Source organism: Streptomyces sp. NPDC060002 (genome assembly GCF_042737245.1).
GTDB lineage: Bacteria > Actinomycetota > Actinomycetes > Streptomycetales > Streptomycetaceae > Streptomyces.
Window position 1 is genome coordinate 123,295 of sequence record NZ_JBHWUW010000010.1, and the last position, 15,568, is coordinate 138,862.

The 15,568-nt window shown below is 72.4% G+C and carries 16 protein-coding genes; 10 read left to right on the forward strand and 6 right to left on the reverse strand.

The features are described 5' to 3' along the window. Positions 1-49 precede the first annotated feature (49 nt). Positions 50-757, forward strand: coding sequence for a uridine kinase (locus ACFWBD_RS12570; protein WP_385666188.1), 708 nt, complete (start codon positions 50-52; stop codon positions 755-757). Between the two features lie 232 nt (positions 758-989). Here the strand turns inward: ACFWBD_RS12570 and ACFWBD_RS12575 are convergent, their stop codons facing one another. Beyond that, positions 990-1,733, reverse strand: a complete 744-nt coding sequence (locus ACFWBD_RS12575) for a SigE family RNA polymerase sigma factor (protein ID WP_385666190.1) — start codon at positions 1,731-1,733, stop codon at positions 990-992. A gap of 807 nt (positions 1,734-2,540) precedes the next feature. On the opposite strand from ACFWBD_RS12575, the gene afsQ1 reads away from it, so the two are divergent. From afsQ1 to ACFWBD_RS12600, 5 genes are all read left to right on the forward strand, one after another. Continuing rightward, complete coding sequence (gene afsQ1 / locus ACFWBD_RS12580) at positions 2,541-3,218, forward strand: two-component system response regulator AfsQ1 (RefSeq protein WP_385666191.1); 678 nt, start codon at positions 2,541-2,543, stop codon at positions 3,216-3,218. Next, positions 3,215-4,840, forward strand: coding sequence for an ATP-binding protein (locus ACFWBD_RS12585; protein WP_385666192.1), 1,626 nt, complete (start codon positions 3,215-3,217; stop codon positions 4,838-4,840). Before afsQ1 ends, ACFWBD_RS12585 begins: the two co-directional genes overlap by 4 nt. 5 nt (positions 4,841-4,845) lie before the next feature. After that, complete coding sequence (locus ACFWBD_RS12590; RefSeq protein WP_385666281.1) at positions 4,846-5,469, forward strand: hypothetical protein; 624 nt, start codon at positions 4,846-4,848, stop codon at positions 5,467-5,469. 174 nt (positions 5,470-5,643) lie between these two features. After that, positions 5,644-6,195, forward strand: coding sequence for a VanZ family protein (locus ACFWBD_RS12595; protein WP_385666194.1), 552 nt, complete (start codon positions 5,644-5,646; stop codon positions 6,193-6,195). Between the two features lie 93 nt (positions 6,196-6,288). Continuing rightward, positions 6,289-6,492, forward strand: coding sequence for a PspC domain-containing protein (locus ACFWBD_RS12600; protein WP_020131001.1), 204 nt, complete (start codon positions 6,289-6,291; stop codon positions 6,490-6,492). Positions 6,493-6,577: 85 nt separating this feature from the next. On the opposite strand, the gene ACFWBD_RS12605 is transcribed toward ACFWBD_RS12600, so the two are convergent. Together ACFWBD_RS12605 and ACFWBD_RS12610 are read right to left on the reverse strand one after the other, a co-directional pair. Beyond that, entirely contained in the window at positions 6,578-6,931 is a 354-nt protein-coding gene (locus ACFWBD_RS12605; RefSeq protein ID WP_385666196.1) for an ATP-binding protein, read from the reverse strand. A gap of 138 nt (positions 6,932-7,069) precedes the next feature. Further along, positions 7,070-8,233 (reverse strand): adenosine deaminase, encoded by a 1,164-nt coding sequence (locus ACFWBD_RS12610; protein WP_385666198.1) that lies wholly within the window; start codon positions 8,231-8,233, stop codon positions 7,070-7,072. Between the two features lie 113 nt (positions 8,234-8,346). On the opposite strand from ACFWBD_RS12610, the gene ACFWBD_RS12615 reads away from it, so the two are divergent. Continuing rightward, entirely contained in the window at positions 8,347-9,120 is a 774-nt protein-coding gene (locus tag ACFWBD_RS12615) for a prolyl oligopeptidase family serine peptidase (protein ID WP_385666199.1), read from the forward strand. Between the two features lie 10 nt (positions 9,121-9,130). Here the strand turns inward: ACFWBD_RS12615 and ACFWBD_RS12620 are convergent, their stop codons facing one another. After that, complete coding sequence (locus ACFWBD_RS12620) at positions 9,131-10,093, reverse strand: LysR substrate-binding domain-containing protein (RefSeq protein ID WP_385666201.1); 963 nt, start codon at positions 10,091-10,093, stop codon at positions 9,131-9,133. A gap of 63 nt (positions 10,094-10,156) precedes the next feature. Between ACFWBD_RS12620 and ACFWBD_RS12625 the strand changes: the two genes are divergently transcribed. The 3 genes from ACFWBD_RS12625 (at position 10,157) to ACFWBD_RS12635 (ending at position 13,865) form a co-directional block, all read left to right on the forward strand. Beyond that, complete coding sequence (locus ACFWBD_RS12625) at positions 10,157-11,428, forward strand: MFS transporter (protein WP_385666203.1); 1,272 nt, start codon at positions 10,157-10,159, stop codon at positions 11,426-11,428. A gap of 124 nt (positions 11,429-11,552) precedes the next feature. Then, the gene (gene dnaN / locus ACFWBD_RS12630; protein WP_385666205.1) at positions 11,553-12,668 is read left to right on the forward strand and encodes a DNA polymerase III subunit beta; all 1,116 of its coding nucleotides are present in this window, start codon (positions 11,553-11,555) and stop codon (positions 12,666-12,668) included. A 180-nt stretch (positions 12,669-12,848) separates the two neighbouring features. Beyond that, positions 12,849-13,865: a sigma-70 family RNA polymerase sigma factor gene (locus ACFWBD_RS12635; RefSeq protein ID WP_385666207.1), complete on the forward strand. Its 1,017-nt coding sequence runs from the start codon at positions 12,849-12,851 to the stop codon at positions 13,863-13,865. On the opposite strand, the gene ACFWBD_RS12640 is transcribed toward ACFWBD_RS12635, so the two are convergent. Continuing rightward, positions 13,749-14,102: an STAS domain-containing protein gene (locus tag ACFWBD_RS12640; protein ID WP_385666208.1), complete on the reverse strand. Its 354-nt coding sequence runs from the start codon at positions 14,100-14,102 to the stop codon at positions 13,749-13,751. The genes ACFWBD_RS12635 and ACFWBD_RS12640 overlap by 117 nt on opposite strands. Positions 14,103-14,233: 131 nt before the next feature. Next, a complete protein-coding gene (locus ACFWBD_RS12645; protein WP_385666283.1) occupies positions 14,234-15,511 on the reverse strand; it encodes a thymidine phosphorylase in 1,278 nt (425 codons plus the stop codon). Positions 15,512-15,568 lie beyond the last annotated feature (57 nt).

A 15,568-nucleotide genomic window follows, 5' to 3' on the forward strand; every position in this document is an offset into this window, starting at 1 on the left:
GCCTTCTGATGCGCAAGGTGATCAGGTCGACACGAAGGGTAGTTGAGGTGTGACGCGCGCATCAAAGCCGACCCGCGGGGTCGTTGACGGCCGGGGGAATGCCGCACACTGGTGTCCCGTGACCTCCCCTCCGCCCATACCGACCCGAGTCGTGCTGCTCTGCGGCCCTTCCGGCTCCGGCAAGTCCCTGCTCGCCGCCCGCTCCGGCCTCCCGGTGCTGCGGCTCGACGACTTCTACAAAGAGGGCGACGACCCGACGCTGCCGCTGGTAGCCGGGAGCTCCGACATCGACTGGGACCACCCCGGATCGTGGGACGCGGACACGGCCGTCGCCTCGATCGTGGAACTGTGCGGCACGGGCCGTACGAACGTTCCCGTCTACGACATCTCGCTCAGCGCGCGCACCGGCGCGGACGCGATCGACATCGGACGGACCCCGCTGTTCATCGCGGAGGGCATCTTCGCCGCCGAGATCGTGAACCGGTGCCGCGAACTGGGCGTCCTGGCCGACGCGCTGTGCCTGAGCCGCGGCCCGGTGAAGACCTTCCGCCGGCGTTTCCTGCGCGATCTGAAGGAGGGCCGCAAGTCGGCGCCCTTCCTGCTGCGCCGCGGCTGGCGCCTGATGCGCGCCGAACGCTCCATCGTCGCCCGCCAGTCCGCGCTCGGGGCGCACGCCTGCGACCGCGACGAGGCCATGGGCCGCCTCGCGGCAGCGGCGGCGGGCCGCCTCGCCCCGACGGCGCGTACGGCCGTCTAGAGGCCGCCCACAGCGCGGCGGGCGGCACGCAGAAGCGGGACTGGACGGACCCCCCGGCCCCCCAGCCCCGCTTCCTCGGTGCTCCCCGTGTCCCCCCGGGGTGGTGCTTCCCCCGTGCTTGCGCGGTACCGCTCCCCAACGTCCCCCGTCGGGCCCCCCGGTACCGCTTCCCCCGTGTTTCCCCCGTTCACCGGCTCCCCTGAGCTGAGCCGGGCCCTTCCCCCGTTCACCCTCAGGCGACAAGCTCCCCGAAGGCGTCCTCCTCGTCACGGCCGAAGGTGAGGACCTCGTCCTCGCGCAGCCGGCGGAGCGACCGCCAGATGCTGGACTTCACCGTGCCGACACTGATGTCGAGGATCTCCGCGATCTCCGGGTCGGTGCGGCCCTCGTAGTAGCGCAGGACCAGCATCGTCCGCTGGAGTTCGGGGAGCCGGGCCAGCGCCTGCCACAGGACGGCGCGCAGCTCGGTGCCGCGCATCGCGTCCGTGTCGCCGGCCGTCTCCGGCAGCTCCTCGGTCGGGTACTCGTTCAGCTTGCGGCGGCGCCACGCGCTGATGTGCAGGTTGGTCATCGTCCGGCGGAGGTATCCGCCGACCGCGGCCTTGTCGCTGATCCGGTCCCACGCCCGGTACGTCGAGAACAGCGCGCTCTGGAGCAGGTCCTCGGCCTCGAAGCGGTCGCCGGTGAGGTGGTAGGCGGTTGCGTACAGGGAGGCGCGGCGCTCCTGGACGTAGGCGGTGAACTCCGCCTCGGTCAGTGAGCGACGCTCCCCCGTGTCCTCCCTGTACGCGGCTCCCCCGTGAGCCGCCTGTTCCCCCGTGTCGACCACCGTCATGAAGGTGGAGTGCTGACGCCCGGCGCCGCGAGCGCACCCCCGCCCGCTCACGGCGCCGGACTTCTCGGAACCCCGGTTCACGTCGTGCAGACGCGTGACGACTGCGACTGCGTTGGTGCTCATACCGTGCAGCGTGTTCATCTCGCGCCCCCCGTCGTGGACTTACCGGTGTTCGGTCTCTCGCTCCGGTCCGGTTCCGCTGTCGTTCCGCGTCGCCTTGCCCGTGACCAAAAGATTGCCCGGGCCACTTCATCGCCGTGTCCGCCGACTGTCACAGACCTGTCACAGGGGCCTGTCACGGCAACACCACAGGCCGCGCACAGGCGTCCGCAGTAGGGCGGCCGGCTCGGTCCGCGCAGGTCACCGCGGGACGCCGCACCGGCACCGGCGTCCTCGCGGCGGCGCCGGCCCGGCGCGGCGTCGGCCGGGTGGTGGGAACGGACGTCACCCAGGCGCCGTCGACCGCGCCCGGCGGCTCGGGCCGGCCGGGCGGATCGAGGTGGTCACGGGGCCGTATCCGGGCGGGGTCGGTCCGGCCGGCGGCGTCGCGCCCCGCCGGGCCGATCCCGTCGTCTCTGCGATCCGCCGTGGCTGCCCGGCCGGCCCAACGCCGCTCTCGAACCGGGGGTCTACGACGAGGACGGCAGGATGCTGTGCGGGTTCCTGGCAGGTCTCGGGAGCACCTGAGGCCCGGCGGGGAGGGCCGGCCGGTCCTGTCCGAACTGGCCGAACACCTCGGTCTGCGCACCCGCGAGGAGCTGCTCCGGCTCGTCGAAACCGCAGGTCCGCGGGTTGTGTACCGCACGGATGTGCGGTCCGGGCGCAGGCGTTCGCAGGATGTGTCCGACCTCCTGCACGCGGTCCGTGCCGCCGAAACCATCTCCCTCTTGCGTCTCACCACCGCCCCACAGGTCGAACGACAGCCCCCTCATGGGCCAGAATGAGCCCGTGCCTTCCCTGTTGCTGATCGAGGACGACGACGCCATCCGTACGGCCCTGGAGCTCTCACTGACGCGCCAGGGACACCGGGTGGCCACCGCTGCCAGCGGTGAGGACGGTCTGAAGCTGCTGCGCGAGCAGCGGCCGGATCTCATCGTGCTGGACGTGATGCTGCCCGGCATCGACGGTTTCGAGGTGTGCCGGCGCATCCGGCGCACCGACCAACTGCCGATCATCTTGCTGACCGCGCGCAGCGACGACATCGACGTGGTCGTCGGGCTGGAGTCCGGCGCCGACGACTACGTCGTCAAACCCGTGCAGGGCCGGGTGCTGGACGCCCGGATCCGGGCCGTGCTGCGGCGCGGAGAGCGCGAGTCGACCGACTCGGCGACGTTCGGCAGTCTCGTCATCGACCGCGCGGCGATGACGGTGACGAAGAACGGCGAGGACCTCCAGCTCACGCCGACCGAACTGCGGCTGCTGCTCGAACTGAGCCGGCGCCCTGGGCAGGCGCTGTCCCGGCAGCAGTTGCTGCGGCTGGTGTGGGAGCACGACTACCTGGGCGACTCACGGCTGGTGGACGCCTGTGTCCAGCGGCTGCGGGCCAAGGTGGAGGACGTGCCGTCGTCCCCGGTCCTGATCCGTACCGTGCGCGGCGTCGGCTATCGCCTGGACGCCCCTCAGTGACACAGCCGGCAGGGGGGCTCCGCGGCTGGTCCGCGGCGCGTAAGGGAAGACTTTCGGGGCTGCGTTTCACCAGCCTGCGGCTGCGGCTCGTCGTCGTCTTCGGGGCGGTGGCGCTGACCGCGGCCGTGTCCGCGTCCGGCATCGCGTACTGGCTGAACCGCGAGGCCGTGCTGACCCGTACCCAGGGCGCGGTGCTGCGGGACTTCGAGCAGGAGATGCAGAACCGGGCGGGTTTGCTGCCCGAGGATCCCTCGCAGGACGAGCTCCAGCACACCGCCGGGCAGATGGCCAACAGCAGCCAGCGCTTCAGCGTGCTGCTGGTGGGCGAGGACTCGAGCGGCACGACCGTCTACGGCAACTCGGGCGGGCTGAACGGGTTCTCGCTGGAGGACGTGCCCGGGTCGCTGCGTACGGCGGTGAACAAACAGCAGGACGTCACGGGCGGCAACAAGTCGCCGTACCACCTGTACTGGCAGCGGGTCGTCGACCACGGGACGCCGTATCTGGTGGCCGGGACGAAGATGATCGGGGGCGGGCCGACCGGATACATGCGCAAGTCGCTGGAGCCGGAGGCCAAGGACCTCAACTCGCTGGCCTGGTCGCTGGGGATCGCCACCGGCCTCGCGCTCATCGGGGCCGCGCTGCTCGCGCAGGCCGCCGGGACGACCGTGCTGAAGCCGGTGCACCGGCTGGGCGTCGCGGCGCGACGGCTCGGCGAGGGCCGGTTCGACACCCGGCTGCGGGTGTCCGGGACGGACGAACTCGCCGATCTGTCCCGGACGTTCAACCGGGCGGCCGAGTCCCTGGAGAAGCGGGTCGCCGACATGGCCGCGCGGGAAAACGCCTCGCGGCGGTTCGTCGCCGACATGTCGCACGAGCTGCGGACGCCGCTGACCGCCATCACCACCGTCGCGGAGGTGCTGGAGGAGGAGCTGGACGCCGAGTCGGGCAGCATCGACCCGATGATCGAGCCCGCGGTGCGGCTGGTGGTCAGCGAGACACGGCGGCTGAACAACCTCGTCGAGAACCTGATGGAGGTCACCCGCTTCGACGCCGGTACGGCGCGGCTGGTCCTGGACGACGTCGACGTGGCCGACCAGATCACCCACTGCATCGACGCCCGGGCCTGGCTGGACGCGGTCGACCTGGACGCCGAGCGCGGCATCCACGCGCTGCTCGACCCGCGCCGTCTGGACGTGATCCTCGCCAACCTCATCGGCAACGCGCTCAAGCACGGCGGTTCGCCGGTGCGGGTGTCGGTGTCGGCGGCGGACGACGCGGTCGTCATCTCCGTGCGCGACCACGGGCCCGGCATCCCCGAGGAGGTGCTGCCGCACGTCTTCGACCGGTTCTACAAGGCGAGCGCCTCCCGGCCGCGCTCCGAGGGCAGCGGGCTCGGCCTGTCCATCGCCCTGGAGAACGCCCACATCCACGGTGGCGAGATCACCGCCGCCAACTCCCCCGAGGGCGGTGCGGTGTTCACGCTGCGGCTGCCCCGGGGCGTCCTGGAGGCGGCGGACCAAGGCGGTGAGGAGGACGAGCAGGCCGTGCGGTCGGCGCGGTCCGTCCCGTCCACGCCCGTGCAGTCCGGGAAGACCGTGCAGGACAAGGGGGACGCGTAGTGACCATGCGCCGTGCGTCGGTACGACGGCTGCTCGTGCCCGTGCTGGCCGGCCTGGCCGGTCTGCTCGCCGGCTGCGGGATCCGGTCGACCGAGGTGCCGACCGACTTCGGGCCCGCGCCCTCCCGGGCGCGCTGCTCGCTCACCGAGCCGGACGTGACCTCACAGTCCGCCCGGGCGGGCGTGCCGGTGCAGGTGTTCCTGCTGTGCGGTTCGTCGCTGGTGGCCGTCGACCGGTCCGTGCGGGTGCCGGACGGCGCGGCGGACTTCAAGCGGCGGGTGCTGGTGGCGCAGGGCCTGCTCGACCAGCTCGCCGAGTCGCCGTCGGCGGGCGAGAAGGAGGCCGGGTACACGACGGACGTGCGCGGCGGCATGACGGTCGGCGGGCCCGGTGCGGGGGACCCCGACGACGCGCTGCGGCTGAGCGCCCAGCCCGGGGACCTGACCTCGTACGCCCTCGCCCAGCTCGTCTGTACGTTCTCCGACTCGGCGGCGGCCGAGGGCAACGGCTCGGTGGTCCTGGGCGGCCCCGGCTCCGACCCGCTGCGCCGCTACGAGTGCACCGACGAGGTCCGCTCCCGCCCCGGCAGTGCGGAGCCCCCGTCGTCGACGGTCACCGACAGCGGCTGAGCCGGGTCCGGGGTCCGGCCGATGTGGCGGATGCCTCATGCCGTGCCCGGTGCCCGTGGTCGTCGCAGGTCACCGTCTTTCGGGGGCGGTGGCGGCCGGGCGTGGCCGGTGACTCGTGCGGGTGTCGGGGGGCGGGCCGGAACCGATCGTGCCGGGGGGCGCGTCTTGGGGGGCGTGCAGCGTCAAGGCTCCATCGGCGGCAGCGCCGCGATCCGCATCCGCGCGACCGGGACTCTCCTCCTGGCCGCCCACCTCGTGTTCGTCGTCTGGGTCGCGCTGCGCCCGCTGAACGTCCCCTGGGTGGTGCCGGCCAACCTCCATCCGTTCGACGGGATCCAGGCCGACCTGAGACTGGGCTGGCCCGAGGCGGCCCGGCGGATCGGTGAGGGGCTGGGGCTGCTGGCCCCGCTGGGCTTTCTGCTGCCGCTGGTGCACGGCAGGCTCCGGGTCTCGCCGCTCGCCTCCCTGATCCGTACGGTCACGGCGGGGGCCCTGCTGTCGCTGGGCATCGAGCTGTTGCAGACCGGGGTGCCCGGTCAGGTCGTGGACGTCGACTCGATGCTGCTGAACACCCTGGGCGTGGCGCTGGCGCACGTCGCGGTGGTGCCGGCGGTGCGCGCGTGGCTGCGCCGCAGGGACGAGCACCGGGGGCGTGCCACGGTCCGCCAGGAGGAGTCCGCTCAGGGTCTGACCCCGAGGATTACCAGGGTCGGGGTCGCACCGTAGAGCGACGCTTCGTCCCCTTCGTCACCGTAGCGTGGAAGACAGATGGAGCGGCCGTAGGGGCCGCTCCGGCAGACGCTCGCGAAGGAGCCGCAGATGTCCAGCCTCGCCCGCCCCACCAACGGCCGCATGATCGGCGGAGTGTGCGCCGCGCTGGCCCGGCGCTTCGGCACCTCCGCGACCACGATGCGCGTGATCTTCGTGCTCTCCTGTCTGCTGCCCGGCCCGCAGTTCCTGCTCTACATAGCGCTGTGGGTCCTGCTGCCGTCGGAGGACAAGGCGGCGCGCACGGCCTGGTGACGGCCGTCCACAGCAACGCCGTCGGGGCGCGCCCGGTGTTTCCGGGTGTGCCCCGACGGCGTGTCGTGCGTGACGGCCGGCGCCTTCAGCCCAGCGGGATGCCGTTCAGCGGCAGGCCGTGCGTCGGCAGGCCCTTGAGCGGCAGACCGCCGAGCAGACCGGCGACGGGCGCGGTCGGCCCCTCGGCGAGCAGCTTCCCGGCGACCGGCTGGGCGGCGGTCAGGCCCGCGCCGAGCGCCGGCTGGGCCTGCGTCAGCACCTCACCGGCCGCGGGCAGCGCCGAGGTCAGTTTCTCCGCGGGCAGCGTCCTGGTGACACCGTCCAGGGCCTGCGTGGCGTCCGGGACGGCGGGGGCGGCGTTCGCGGCGCCCGCACCGACGGCGGCGAAGGCGGCACCGAGAGCGGCGACACCGAGGGTCTTGGCAGCAGACTGCTTCATGATGAATGCGTCCTCGAATGGGATACGGGGAACTGAGCGGTTCTCGACCGTAAACACGGAGAGGGGTCGGCGGCAAACATTGAAATGCGGACGGATGGTGAACACCCGCCCGCACTTCGCGCCCCGAAAAACCGCTACTCAGTCGTCCGTGACCGCAGAACCGCTGGTGGAGGCGGTCTGCTGGAACAGCCATTCGGACTTCAGCTCGGAATAACCGGGCTTGATCACGTCACTGATCATGGCAAGCCGTTCATCGAAAGGAATGAATGCTGACTTCATAGCATTGACAGAGAACCACTGGAGATCGTCGAGCGTGTAGCCGAACGCGTCGACAAGGTGCTCGAATTCCCGGCTCATGCTGGTGCCGGACATCAGACGGTTGTCCGTGTTGACGGTGGCCCGGAAGTGGAGCCGGCGCAGCAGGCCGATGGGGTGCTCGGCGTAGGAGGCGGCCGCTCCGGTCTGGAGGTTGGAGCTGGGGCACAGCTCCAGCGGGATGCGCTTGTCGCGGACGTAGGAGGCGAGCCGGCCGAGCTTCACGCTGCCGTCGGCGGCGATCTCGATGTCGTCGATGATGCGCACCCCGTGGCCGAGCCGGTCGGCTCCGCACCACTGGAGGGCCTGCCAGATCGACGGCAGCCCGAAGGCCTCGCCGGCGTGGATGGTGAAGTGGTTGTTCTCGCGCTTCAGGTACTCGAAGGCGTCGAGGTGCCGGGTGGGCGGGAAGCCCGCCTCGGCGCCCGCGATGTCGAAGCCCACGACCCCGAGATCCCGGTAGCGGTTGGCGAGTTCGGCGATCTCCAGGGCGCGGGCCGCGTGCCGCATGGCGGTGAGCAGGGCGCCGACGCGGATGCGGTGCCCGTTGCGCCGGGCCGCCCGCTCGCCCTCCCGGAAGCCTTCGTTGACGGCCTCCACGACCTCTTCGAGGCTCAGCCTGCCGTCGAGGTGCTGCTCGGGCGCGTAGCGCACCTCGGCGTAGACGACACCGTCCTCGGCGAGGTCCTCGGCGCACTCGCGGGCGACCCGGACGAGCGCGTCGCGGGTCTGCATCACGCCGACGGTGTGCGAGAAGGTCTCCAGGTACCGTTCCAGCGAGCCGGAGTCGGCGGCCTCCCGGAACCAGATGCCGAGCTTGTCGGGGTCGGTCTCCGGGAGTTGGGCATACCCGGCGTCCCGGGCGAGGTCGACGATCGTGCCGGGACGCAGCCCGCCGTCGAGATGGTCGTGCAGCAGAACCTTGGGTGCCCGCCGGATCTGGTCCGAGCTCGGGGTGATGCCCGCCTGGGTGCTCTGGCTCGTCATTTCCGCACTCTAACTCCTACGCGCGTAGATGGCGCGCTGTACAACTCCGCCGATACGTAACGGTGACCGCCCGGACAGGTGGAGTACAACGGCGCTTCTGACACTGTTCTGTCATGGCACAGGATGTGACGCCGGTTCGGACGGTCCGGCTGGGGAAGGCGCTCGGCCCCGCGCCGACAGCGGTGAGCGGGGTGGTGCTGCTGCTCCCGGGCGGCGAGGAGGTGTCCAGCCGGAGACCGTCCGCCGTGTGGGCGGCCGCCTCCGTGCGGGGGCTGGGGCGCAAGCTGGCCCGGGCGGGACGCGAGGAGGGCCTGGCCGTCCACGCCGTGCACTACCGCTACCGCGGCTGGAACGGCAGCGAGGCGCATCTCGCGGCCGACGCGTCCTGGGCGGCCGACGAGGCCGTACGGCGTTACGGGGACGTCCCCGTGTGCCTGACCGGCGTCGACATGGGCGCGCGGGCCGCACTGCGGGCGGGCGGTCACGAGGCCGTCAACTCCGTGCTGGCGATCGCTCCCTGGCTGCCGGAGGAGGACATGGCCGCCCCACCCGAACCGGTGAAGCAGCTGGCGGGGCGTCGGGTGCTGATCGTGCACGGCACGAACGACGAGCGCTGCGACCCCGAACTGTCGTTCCGGCTCGCGGCACGGGCGAAGAAGGCGAACCGGGACGTGTGCCGGTTCGAGGTGCACTCCGACGGCCACGGGCTGCATCAGTACCGCGGTGAAGTGCTGGCGCTGGCCGAGGACTTCGTCATGGGCGCGCTGTTCGGCCGGGCGCTCTCCCGGCCGGTGGAGGACGCGCTGGCCGCCCCGCCGCCGCTGGGGCTGCGAATGCCGTTGGCCGTGGGGTTCGGCACCTCGTTACGGCGCCCGGGCCGCCGCTGAGGGGCGGCCCTCAGTTCGGCAGCAGGTTGCCCCTCCTGGACAGCAGGAACTTCTTGAAGGCCGCCACGGGAGGGGTGTCCGGGTGCCCGTCCAGCCAGGCCACACCGATCTCGCGGGCGGCTCTCGGGGCCGTGACCGTCAGCTCCACCACCCCCGGACGGGCCACCGCGGGCGGCGGCAGCAGCGCCACGCCCAGCCCCGCCGCCACCAGTCCGCGCAGGGTCTCCGCCTCCTCGCCCTCGAAGGCGATCCGGGGCCGGAAACCGGCCTCCTTGCAGAGGTCGTCGGTGATGCGGCGCAGTCCGTAGCCCGGTTCCAGGGTCACGAACGTCTCGTCGGCGGCCTCGGCGAGACGAACCCGTCTGCGGGCGGCCAGACGGTGGTCGGCGGGGACGACCAGGCGCAGCTTCTGCTCGTCGAGGCGGCGGGCCACCAGGTCGGGGGCGTCCGGGACCGGGGAGGTCAGACAGAGGTCCAGCTCCCCCGCCCGCAGCCGCTCCAGCATCGCCTCGCCGTAGTTCTGGACCAGGCTGAAGCGGACGCGCGGGTGATCGGCGCGGAAGGCGTGGATCAGCCCGGGGACGGTCTCGGCGCCCATGGTGTGCAGGAAGCCGAAGGCGACCTTGCCGGTGGCCGCGTCGGCGTCGGCCCTGACCTCGTCGGCGGCCCGCTCGATCTCGCCGAGGGCGCGCTCGACGGAGGCGAGGAAGGTGCGACCGGCGGGGGTGAGGGAGACCGTGCGGCCGTGGCGGGCGAACAGGTCGACGCCCAGGTCCTGTTCGAGGCGGACCATGGCCCGGGACAGCGTCGACTGCGGGACCTGCATCTCCTGCGCGGCGCGCGTGACGTGCTCGGTACGGGCGACTCCGGCGAAGTACGCGAGCCTGGGAGCCAGCGTCCTCGCCATGGCCGCCGTGTCTTCTGTGTCACCGGACGGTGACAGGCGAGCCTCTGACCTCTGCTGATGCACCATGGGAACGATTATGACGATTCCATGCATTGGACGGATGAGCGGGGGCGTACGTAACTTCGAGGCATGTCTCCCGCCAGTACCGGGGCGTCCACGATCGTGGGCGCCACGTCCTTCGTCCCCGTCTCCTCCGACTCCCGTCTGACCCCCGGCGGCCCCGGCTATCGCCGGATGAGCTTCGCTCTCTTCCTCGCCGGTGTGGCCACCTTCGCCCTGCTGTACTCCACGCAGGCGCTCCTGCCGCTGATCTCCGGCGACTTCGGGGTGACGGCGAGTCAGGCGAGCTGGACGGTCGCGGCGGCGACCGGCGGACTGGCGCTGTTCGTGCTCCCCATGAGCGCCCTGTCGGAGCGCTACGGCCGCCGTACGGTCATGACGGCCTCGCTGGGCGTCGCGGTCGGCGTGGGCGTGCTGGTCCCGTTCGCGCCCTCCCTGGGCACGCTGGTCGTGCTGCGGGCGGTGCAGGGCGCGGCGCTGGCCGGTCTCCCGGCGTCGGCTACCGCGTATCTCGCCGAGGAGGTCCGGCCGAAGGCGCTCGTCACGGCGATCGGCCTGTTCGTGGCGGGCAACAGCGTCGGCGGGATGAGCGGCCGGGTCATCACCGGCTGGGTCGCGCAGGAGTGGGGCTGGCGGGTGGCCGTCGGGGTGATCGGCGCCCTCGCGGTGGCCTGCGCGATCGCCTTCCGGCTGCTGCTGCCGGCGCCCCGGCACTTCAAGGCCGGTTCACTGGCTCCGCGCGTCCTGATCGGCACGGTCCGTGAGCACCTCGCCGACCCGCTGCTGTGCCGTCTGTACGCGATCGGCGCGCTGTTCATGACCGTCTTCGGCGGCGTGTACACGGTGATCGGCTACCGGCTGACCGAGGCGCCGTTCTCCCTTCCCCAGGGCATCGTCGGGTCGATCTTCCTGGTGTACCTGGTGGGCACGGTGTCGGCGTCGACGGCGGGCCGGCTGGTCGGCCGCCTCGGCCGGCGCGGCGCGCTGTACCTGGCGGGCGGCACCACCGCCACCGGGCTGCTGGTGTCGCTGGCGGACTCGCTGGCCCTGGTCCTGCTCGGCCTGGTCCTGATCACGGCGGGCTTCTTCGCGGGGCACGCGGTGGCCTCCTCGGCGGTCGGCAAGACGGCGACGACCGGCCGCGCGCAGGCCTCCGCCCTCTACCAGTCCGCGTACTACATCGGCTCCAGCACCGGCTCCACGGTCGGCGCGCTGGCCTTCCACTCGGGCGGCTGGGCCGGCACGGTCGGCGTGGGTGTCCTGGCGGTGCTGGGCGTCGTGACGATCACGGTGTTCGGGACGCGGGCGGCCCGCCGGGAGACGCTGGTCGCCGCGCACTGAACCTCCCGCGGCCCTGCCGCGGTCTTCTCGCGGCGTGCTCGCGCTCTTCCCCCTGCTCGGGGCCGGTTGTCGGTGGTGGCGCATAGCCTGCGCGCGACGACCGGTGCGAGCAGGGGGTTTTTTGATGGAGTTCCGGATCGACCGCGGTGACCTCGTCGAGGCGGTGGCCTGGGCGGCCCGCGCGCTGCCGGCCCGTACGCCCGTACCCGTGCTGGGCGGGCTGCTGCTGGACGCGGCGACGGGCCGGCTGACCGTGTCGGGGTTCGACTTCGAGACGGCGGCGCGGATCGAGACCGACGCCGAGGTGGGCGCCCCGGGCCGGGTGCTGGTGCTGGGCCGCCGGCTCCTCGACATCTGCAAGGTGCTGCCGGACGGGCCGGTGAGCTGCGCCCTGGACGGCACCCGGTTCACGGTCGAGGCGGGCGGCACCGGATTCGGCCTGTCGACGCTGCCGCGCGAGGAGTACCCCACCCCGCCCGCACCGCCGGGGGCGTACGGCACCGTGGACGCGGCCGCGTTCGCCGCCGCCGTCGCCCAGGTCGCGGTGGCCGCGGGCCGCGACGACACGCTCCCGGTGCTGACGGGCGTCCAACTGCGCCTCGACGGCGATGAGATGACACTGTCCGCGTCGGACCGCTACCGGTACGCGGTACGGCGGCTGGAGTGGAAGCCGCAGGCGGCCGGCGAAAAGGTGACGGAGGCGCTCGTGCCGGCCCGGCGGCTGCTGGACGTCAGCCGGTCGCTGGCCCGGTGCGGAGTGGTCCGGATCGGGCTCGACGGGGCCTCGGGGAGCGGCCCGGTCGGGTTCGAGGGCGGGCGGACGCGGACGGTGGTACGGCGGCTGGACGGACGGCTGCCGGCCTACGGGAAGCTGTTCGACATGGCGGGGGCCGCGGTCGCCGAGGTGGAAAGCGCGGCACTGACGGAGGCCGTGCGCAGGGTCGCGGTGGTGGCGGAGGCGAACAGCCCGGTACGGCTGGACTTCTCGGCCGGGTCCGTCCTGCTGCGGGCCGGGTACGGCGACGACGTGGCCACGCAGCGGCTGCCCGCCGGACTGACCGGCGCCGAGGAGGTGACCGTGGCCTTCAACCCGGCGTATCTGCTGGACGCGCTGGCCTCCTTCGAGGCGCCGACGTTGCGGGTCGAGCTGCTGGGGACGGGACAGCGGGCGCTGCTGGGCGCCGCGGACGCGCCCGGGACCCACCGGCACCTGCTGATGTCCGTGAAACAGCTGGTCTGAGCGCGCGGTCTGGGCGCGGGGTCTGGACGCGGGGTCCGGCGCAGGCTTGATCATGGCCGGGACAATGGCCTTGACCTGCGCTTTCGTCGACTCGCCGGGCCATTGTCAGTGGGCTGCGGTAGCTTCCGAAGTGCTGGGCGCGAAGGCGCGTGACAGAACGGCCACAGGGGTGGGTGGACGATGGGCAACGGCACGGCGACGAAGACCGACATCGACGTCGCACTGGAGAAGCACCGGACGGAACTGACCGGCTACTGCTACCGCATGCTCGGCTCCTCCTTCGAGGCCGAGGACGCGGTGCAGGACACCCTGGTGCGCGCCTGGCGGAGCTACGAGAAGTTCGAGGGCCGCTCCAGCCTGCGCTCGTGGCTGTACCGGATCGCGACGAACGTCTGTCTGGACATGCTGACGGCCGGCAGCAAGCGGGCCCGGCCGATGGACCTCTCCGAGTCCACCCCGCTCGCCCGGGCGGCCCTCTCGCCCCGCCCCGACAACACTTGGCTGGAGCCGATGCCGGACGCCCGTGTGCTGCCGACGGTGGAGGACCCGGCCGAGGCGGCGGTCGCCAAGGAGTCGGTGCGCCTCGCGTTCATGGCCGCCCTGCAGCAGCTCCCGCCGAAACAGCGGGCCGTGCTGATCCTGCGGGAGGTGCTGGCGTGGAAGGCGAGCGAGGTCGCCGAGCTGCTCGACACCTCGGTCGCCTCGGTCAACAGCGCGCTCCAGCGGGCGCGGGCGACCCTGTCCGAGCGGGAGGCCTCCGGCGCGGACGCGGCGGTGTCCGACCCGTTGGACGAGGAGCAGCGGAAACTGCTCGACCGCTATGTGGCGGCCTTCGAGGGCTATGACATGGCGGCGCTGACGGCCCTCCTGCACGAGGACGCCATCATGACGATGCCGCCGTTCGACCTGTGGCTGACCGGGCACGACGACATCACCGGCTTCATGACCACGATCGGCTCCGCGTGCGAGGGCTCGCGCCTGCTGCCGGTCCGGGTCAACGGTCTGCCGGGCTTCGCCCAGTACAAGCCGGACCCCGACGAGGGCGGGTTCACGCCGTGGGCGATCCAGGTCCTGGAGATCTCAGAGGGCCGCCTCACCGGGTTCCACTTCTACCTCGACACCCAGCGCTGGTTCCCCCTCTTCGGCCTCCCTCTCCACCTCGAAGCGCAGACCGACGAGGTCGAGCAGGGCGCGTAGGGCCGGGTCGGGGGCGCGCAGCCGTATGTGTCCGCCGGCCCGCCGGGCGGCCAGCTGGAGCCGCGCCAGCAGGTCGACGGCGACGAGCCCCGGCGGCCCGATCCCGGCGACGTCACAGACGACGACCGCGGCGCCGGTGGCCTCCATCAGCGCCCGTACGTCGTCGACGAGCCCTGCCACCCGGGGGCGGGTGACAGGGCCGGTCAGGATGAGTACGGGCGGTGTCGTCGCTTCCACGATCGGTAGACCGGCGCGGGGCGCTCAACTCATCGGAGCCGGAGAGCCCGCGGTCGGGCGATCCGCTCGGGCCATCCGTTCGGGCCATCCGTTCGGGCCATCCGTTCGGGCGGCCGACGGAGGCGACCGGCTCAGGCGATGCGTTCCAGCACCACGGGGGACGCGGTGAACGCGGTGCCGGCCGCGCCGATGTCGTACGAGCCCAACGCCGCCTGGAGCGCGTACTCGAAGCGCTCCGGGGTGTCCGTGTGCAGGGTCAGCAGGGGCTGGCCCTCCTTGACCGTGTCGCCGGGCTTGGCGTGGAGTTCGACGCCCGCGCCCGCCTGCACCGGGTCCTCCTTGCGGGCCCGGCCCGCGCCGAGGCGCCAGGCGGCGATGCCGATGTCGTAGGCGTCGAGGCGGGTCAGGACGCCCGAGGCGCCCGCCTTGACCACGTGCTGTTCCTTCGCCGTGGGAAGCGGGGCGTCCGGGTCGCCGCCCTGGGCCGCGATCATGCGGCGCCAGACGTCCATCGCCGAACCGTCGGCCAGCGCCTTCGCCGGGTCCGCGTCCTTCACGCCGGCCGCGTCGAGCATCTCGCGGGCGAGCGCGATCGTCAGTTCCACCACGTCCGCCGGGCCGCCGCCGGCCAGCACCTCGACCGACTCGCGGACCTCGAGGGCGTTGCCGGCCGTGAGGCCGAGGGGGGTGGACATGTCGGTCAGCAGCGCGACCGTCTTCACGCCGTGGTCGGTGCCCAGGCCGACCATCGTGGAGGCCAGCTCACGGGCGTCCTCGATGGTCTTCATGAAGGCTCCGGTGCCGACCTTCACGTCGAGGACCAGCGAGCCGGTGCCCTCCGCGATCTTCTTCGACATGATCGAGGAGGCGATCAGCGGGATCGCCTCCACCGTGCCCGTGACGTCCCGCAGCGCGTACAGCTTCTTGTCGGCCGGGGCCAGGCCGTCGCCCGCCGCGCAGATCACCGCGCCGGTCGTGTCCAGGACGTGCAGCATCTCCTCGTTGGACAGCAGAGCGCGCCAGCCGGGGATCGACTCCAGCTTGTCCAGGGTGCCGCCGGTGTGGCCGAGACCCCGCCCGGAGAGCTGGGGGACCGCCGCGCCGCAGGCCGCCACCAGCGGGGCCAGCGGGAGCGTGATCTTGTCGCCGACGCCACCCGTGGAGTGCTTGTCGGCCGTCGGGCGGGACAGCGCCGAGAAGTCCATGCGCTCACCGGAAGCGATCATCGCGGCCGTCCAGCGGGCGATCTCGCGGCGGTTCATGCCGTTGAGCAGGATGGCCATGTTGAGGGCGGCCATCTGGTAGTCGGCGACCTCGCCGCCGGTGTACGCGTCGATGACCCAGTCGATCTGCTCGTCGCTGAGCTCACCACGGTCCCGCTTGGTGCGGATGACGGAGACGGCATCCATCGACAACTGCGTCATGGCTTTCCTTCCGGTGGTGCACCGTAGTGCGGGTGCACGGTG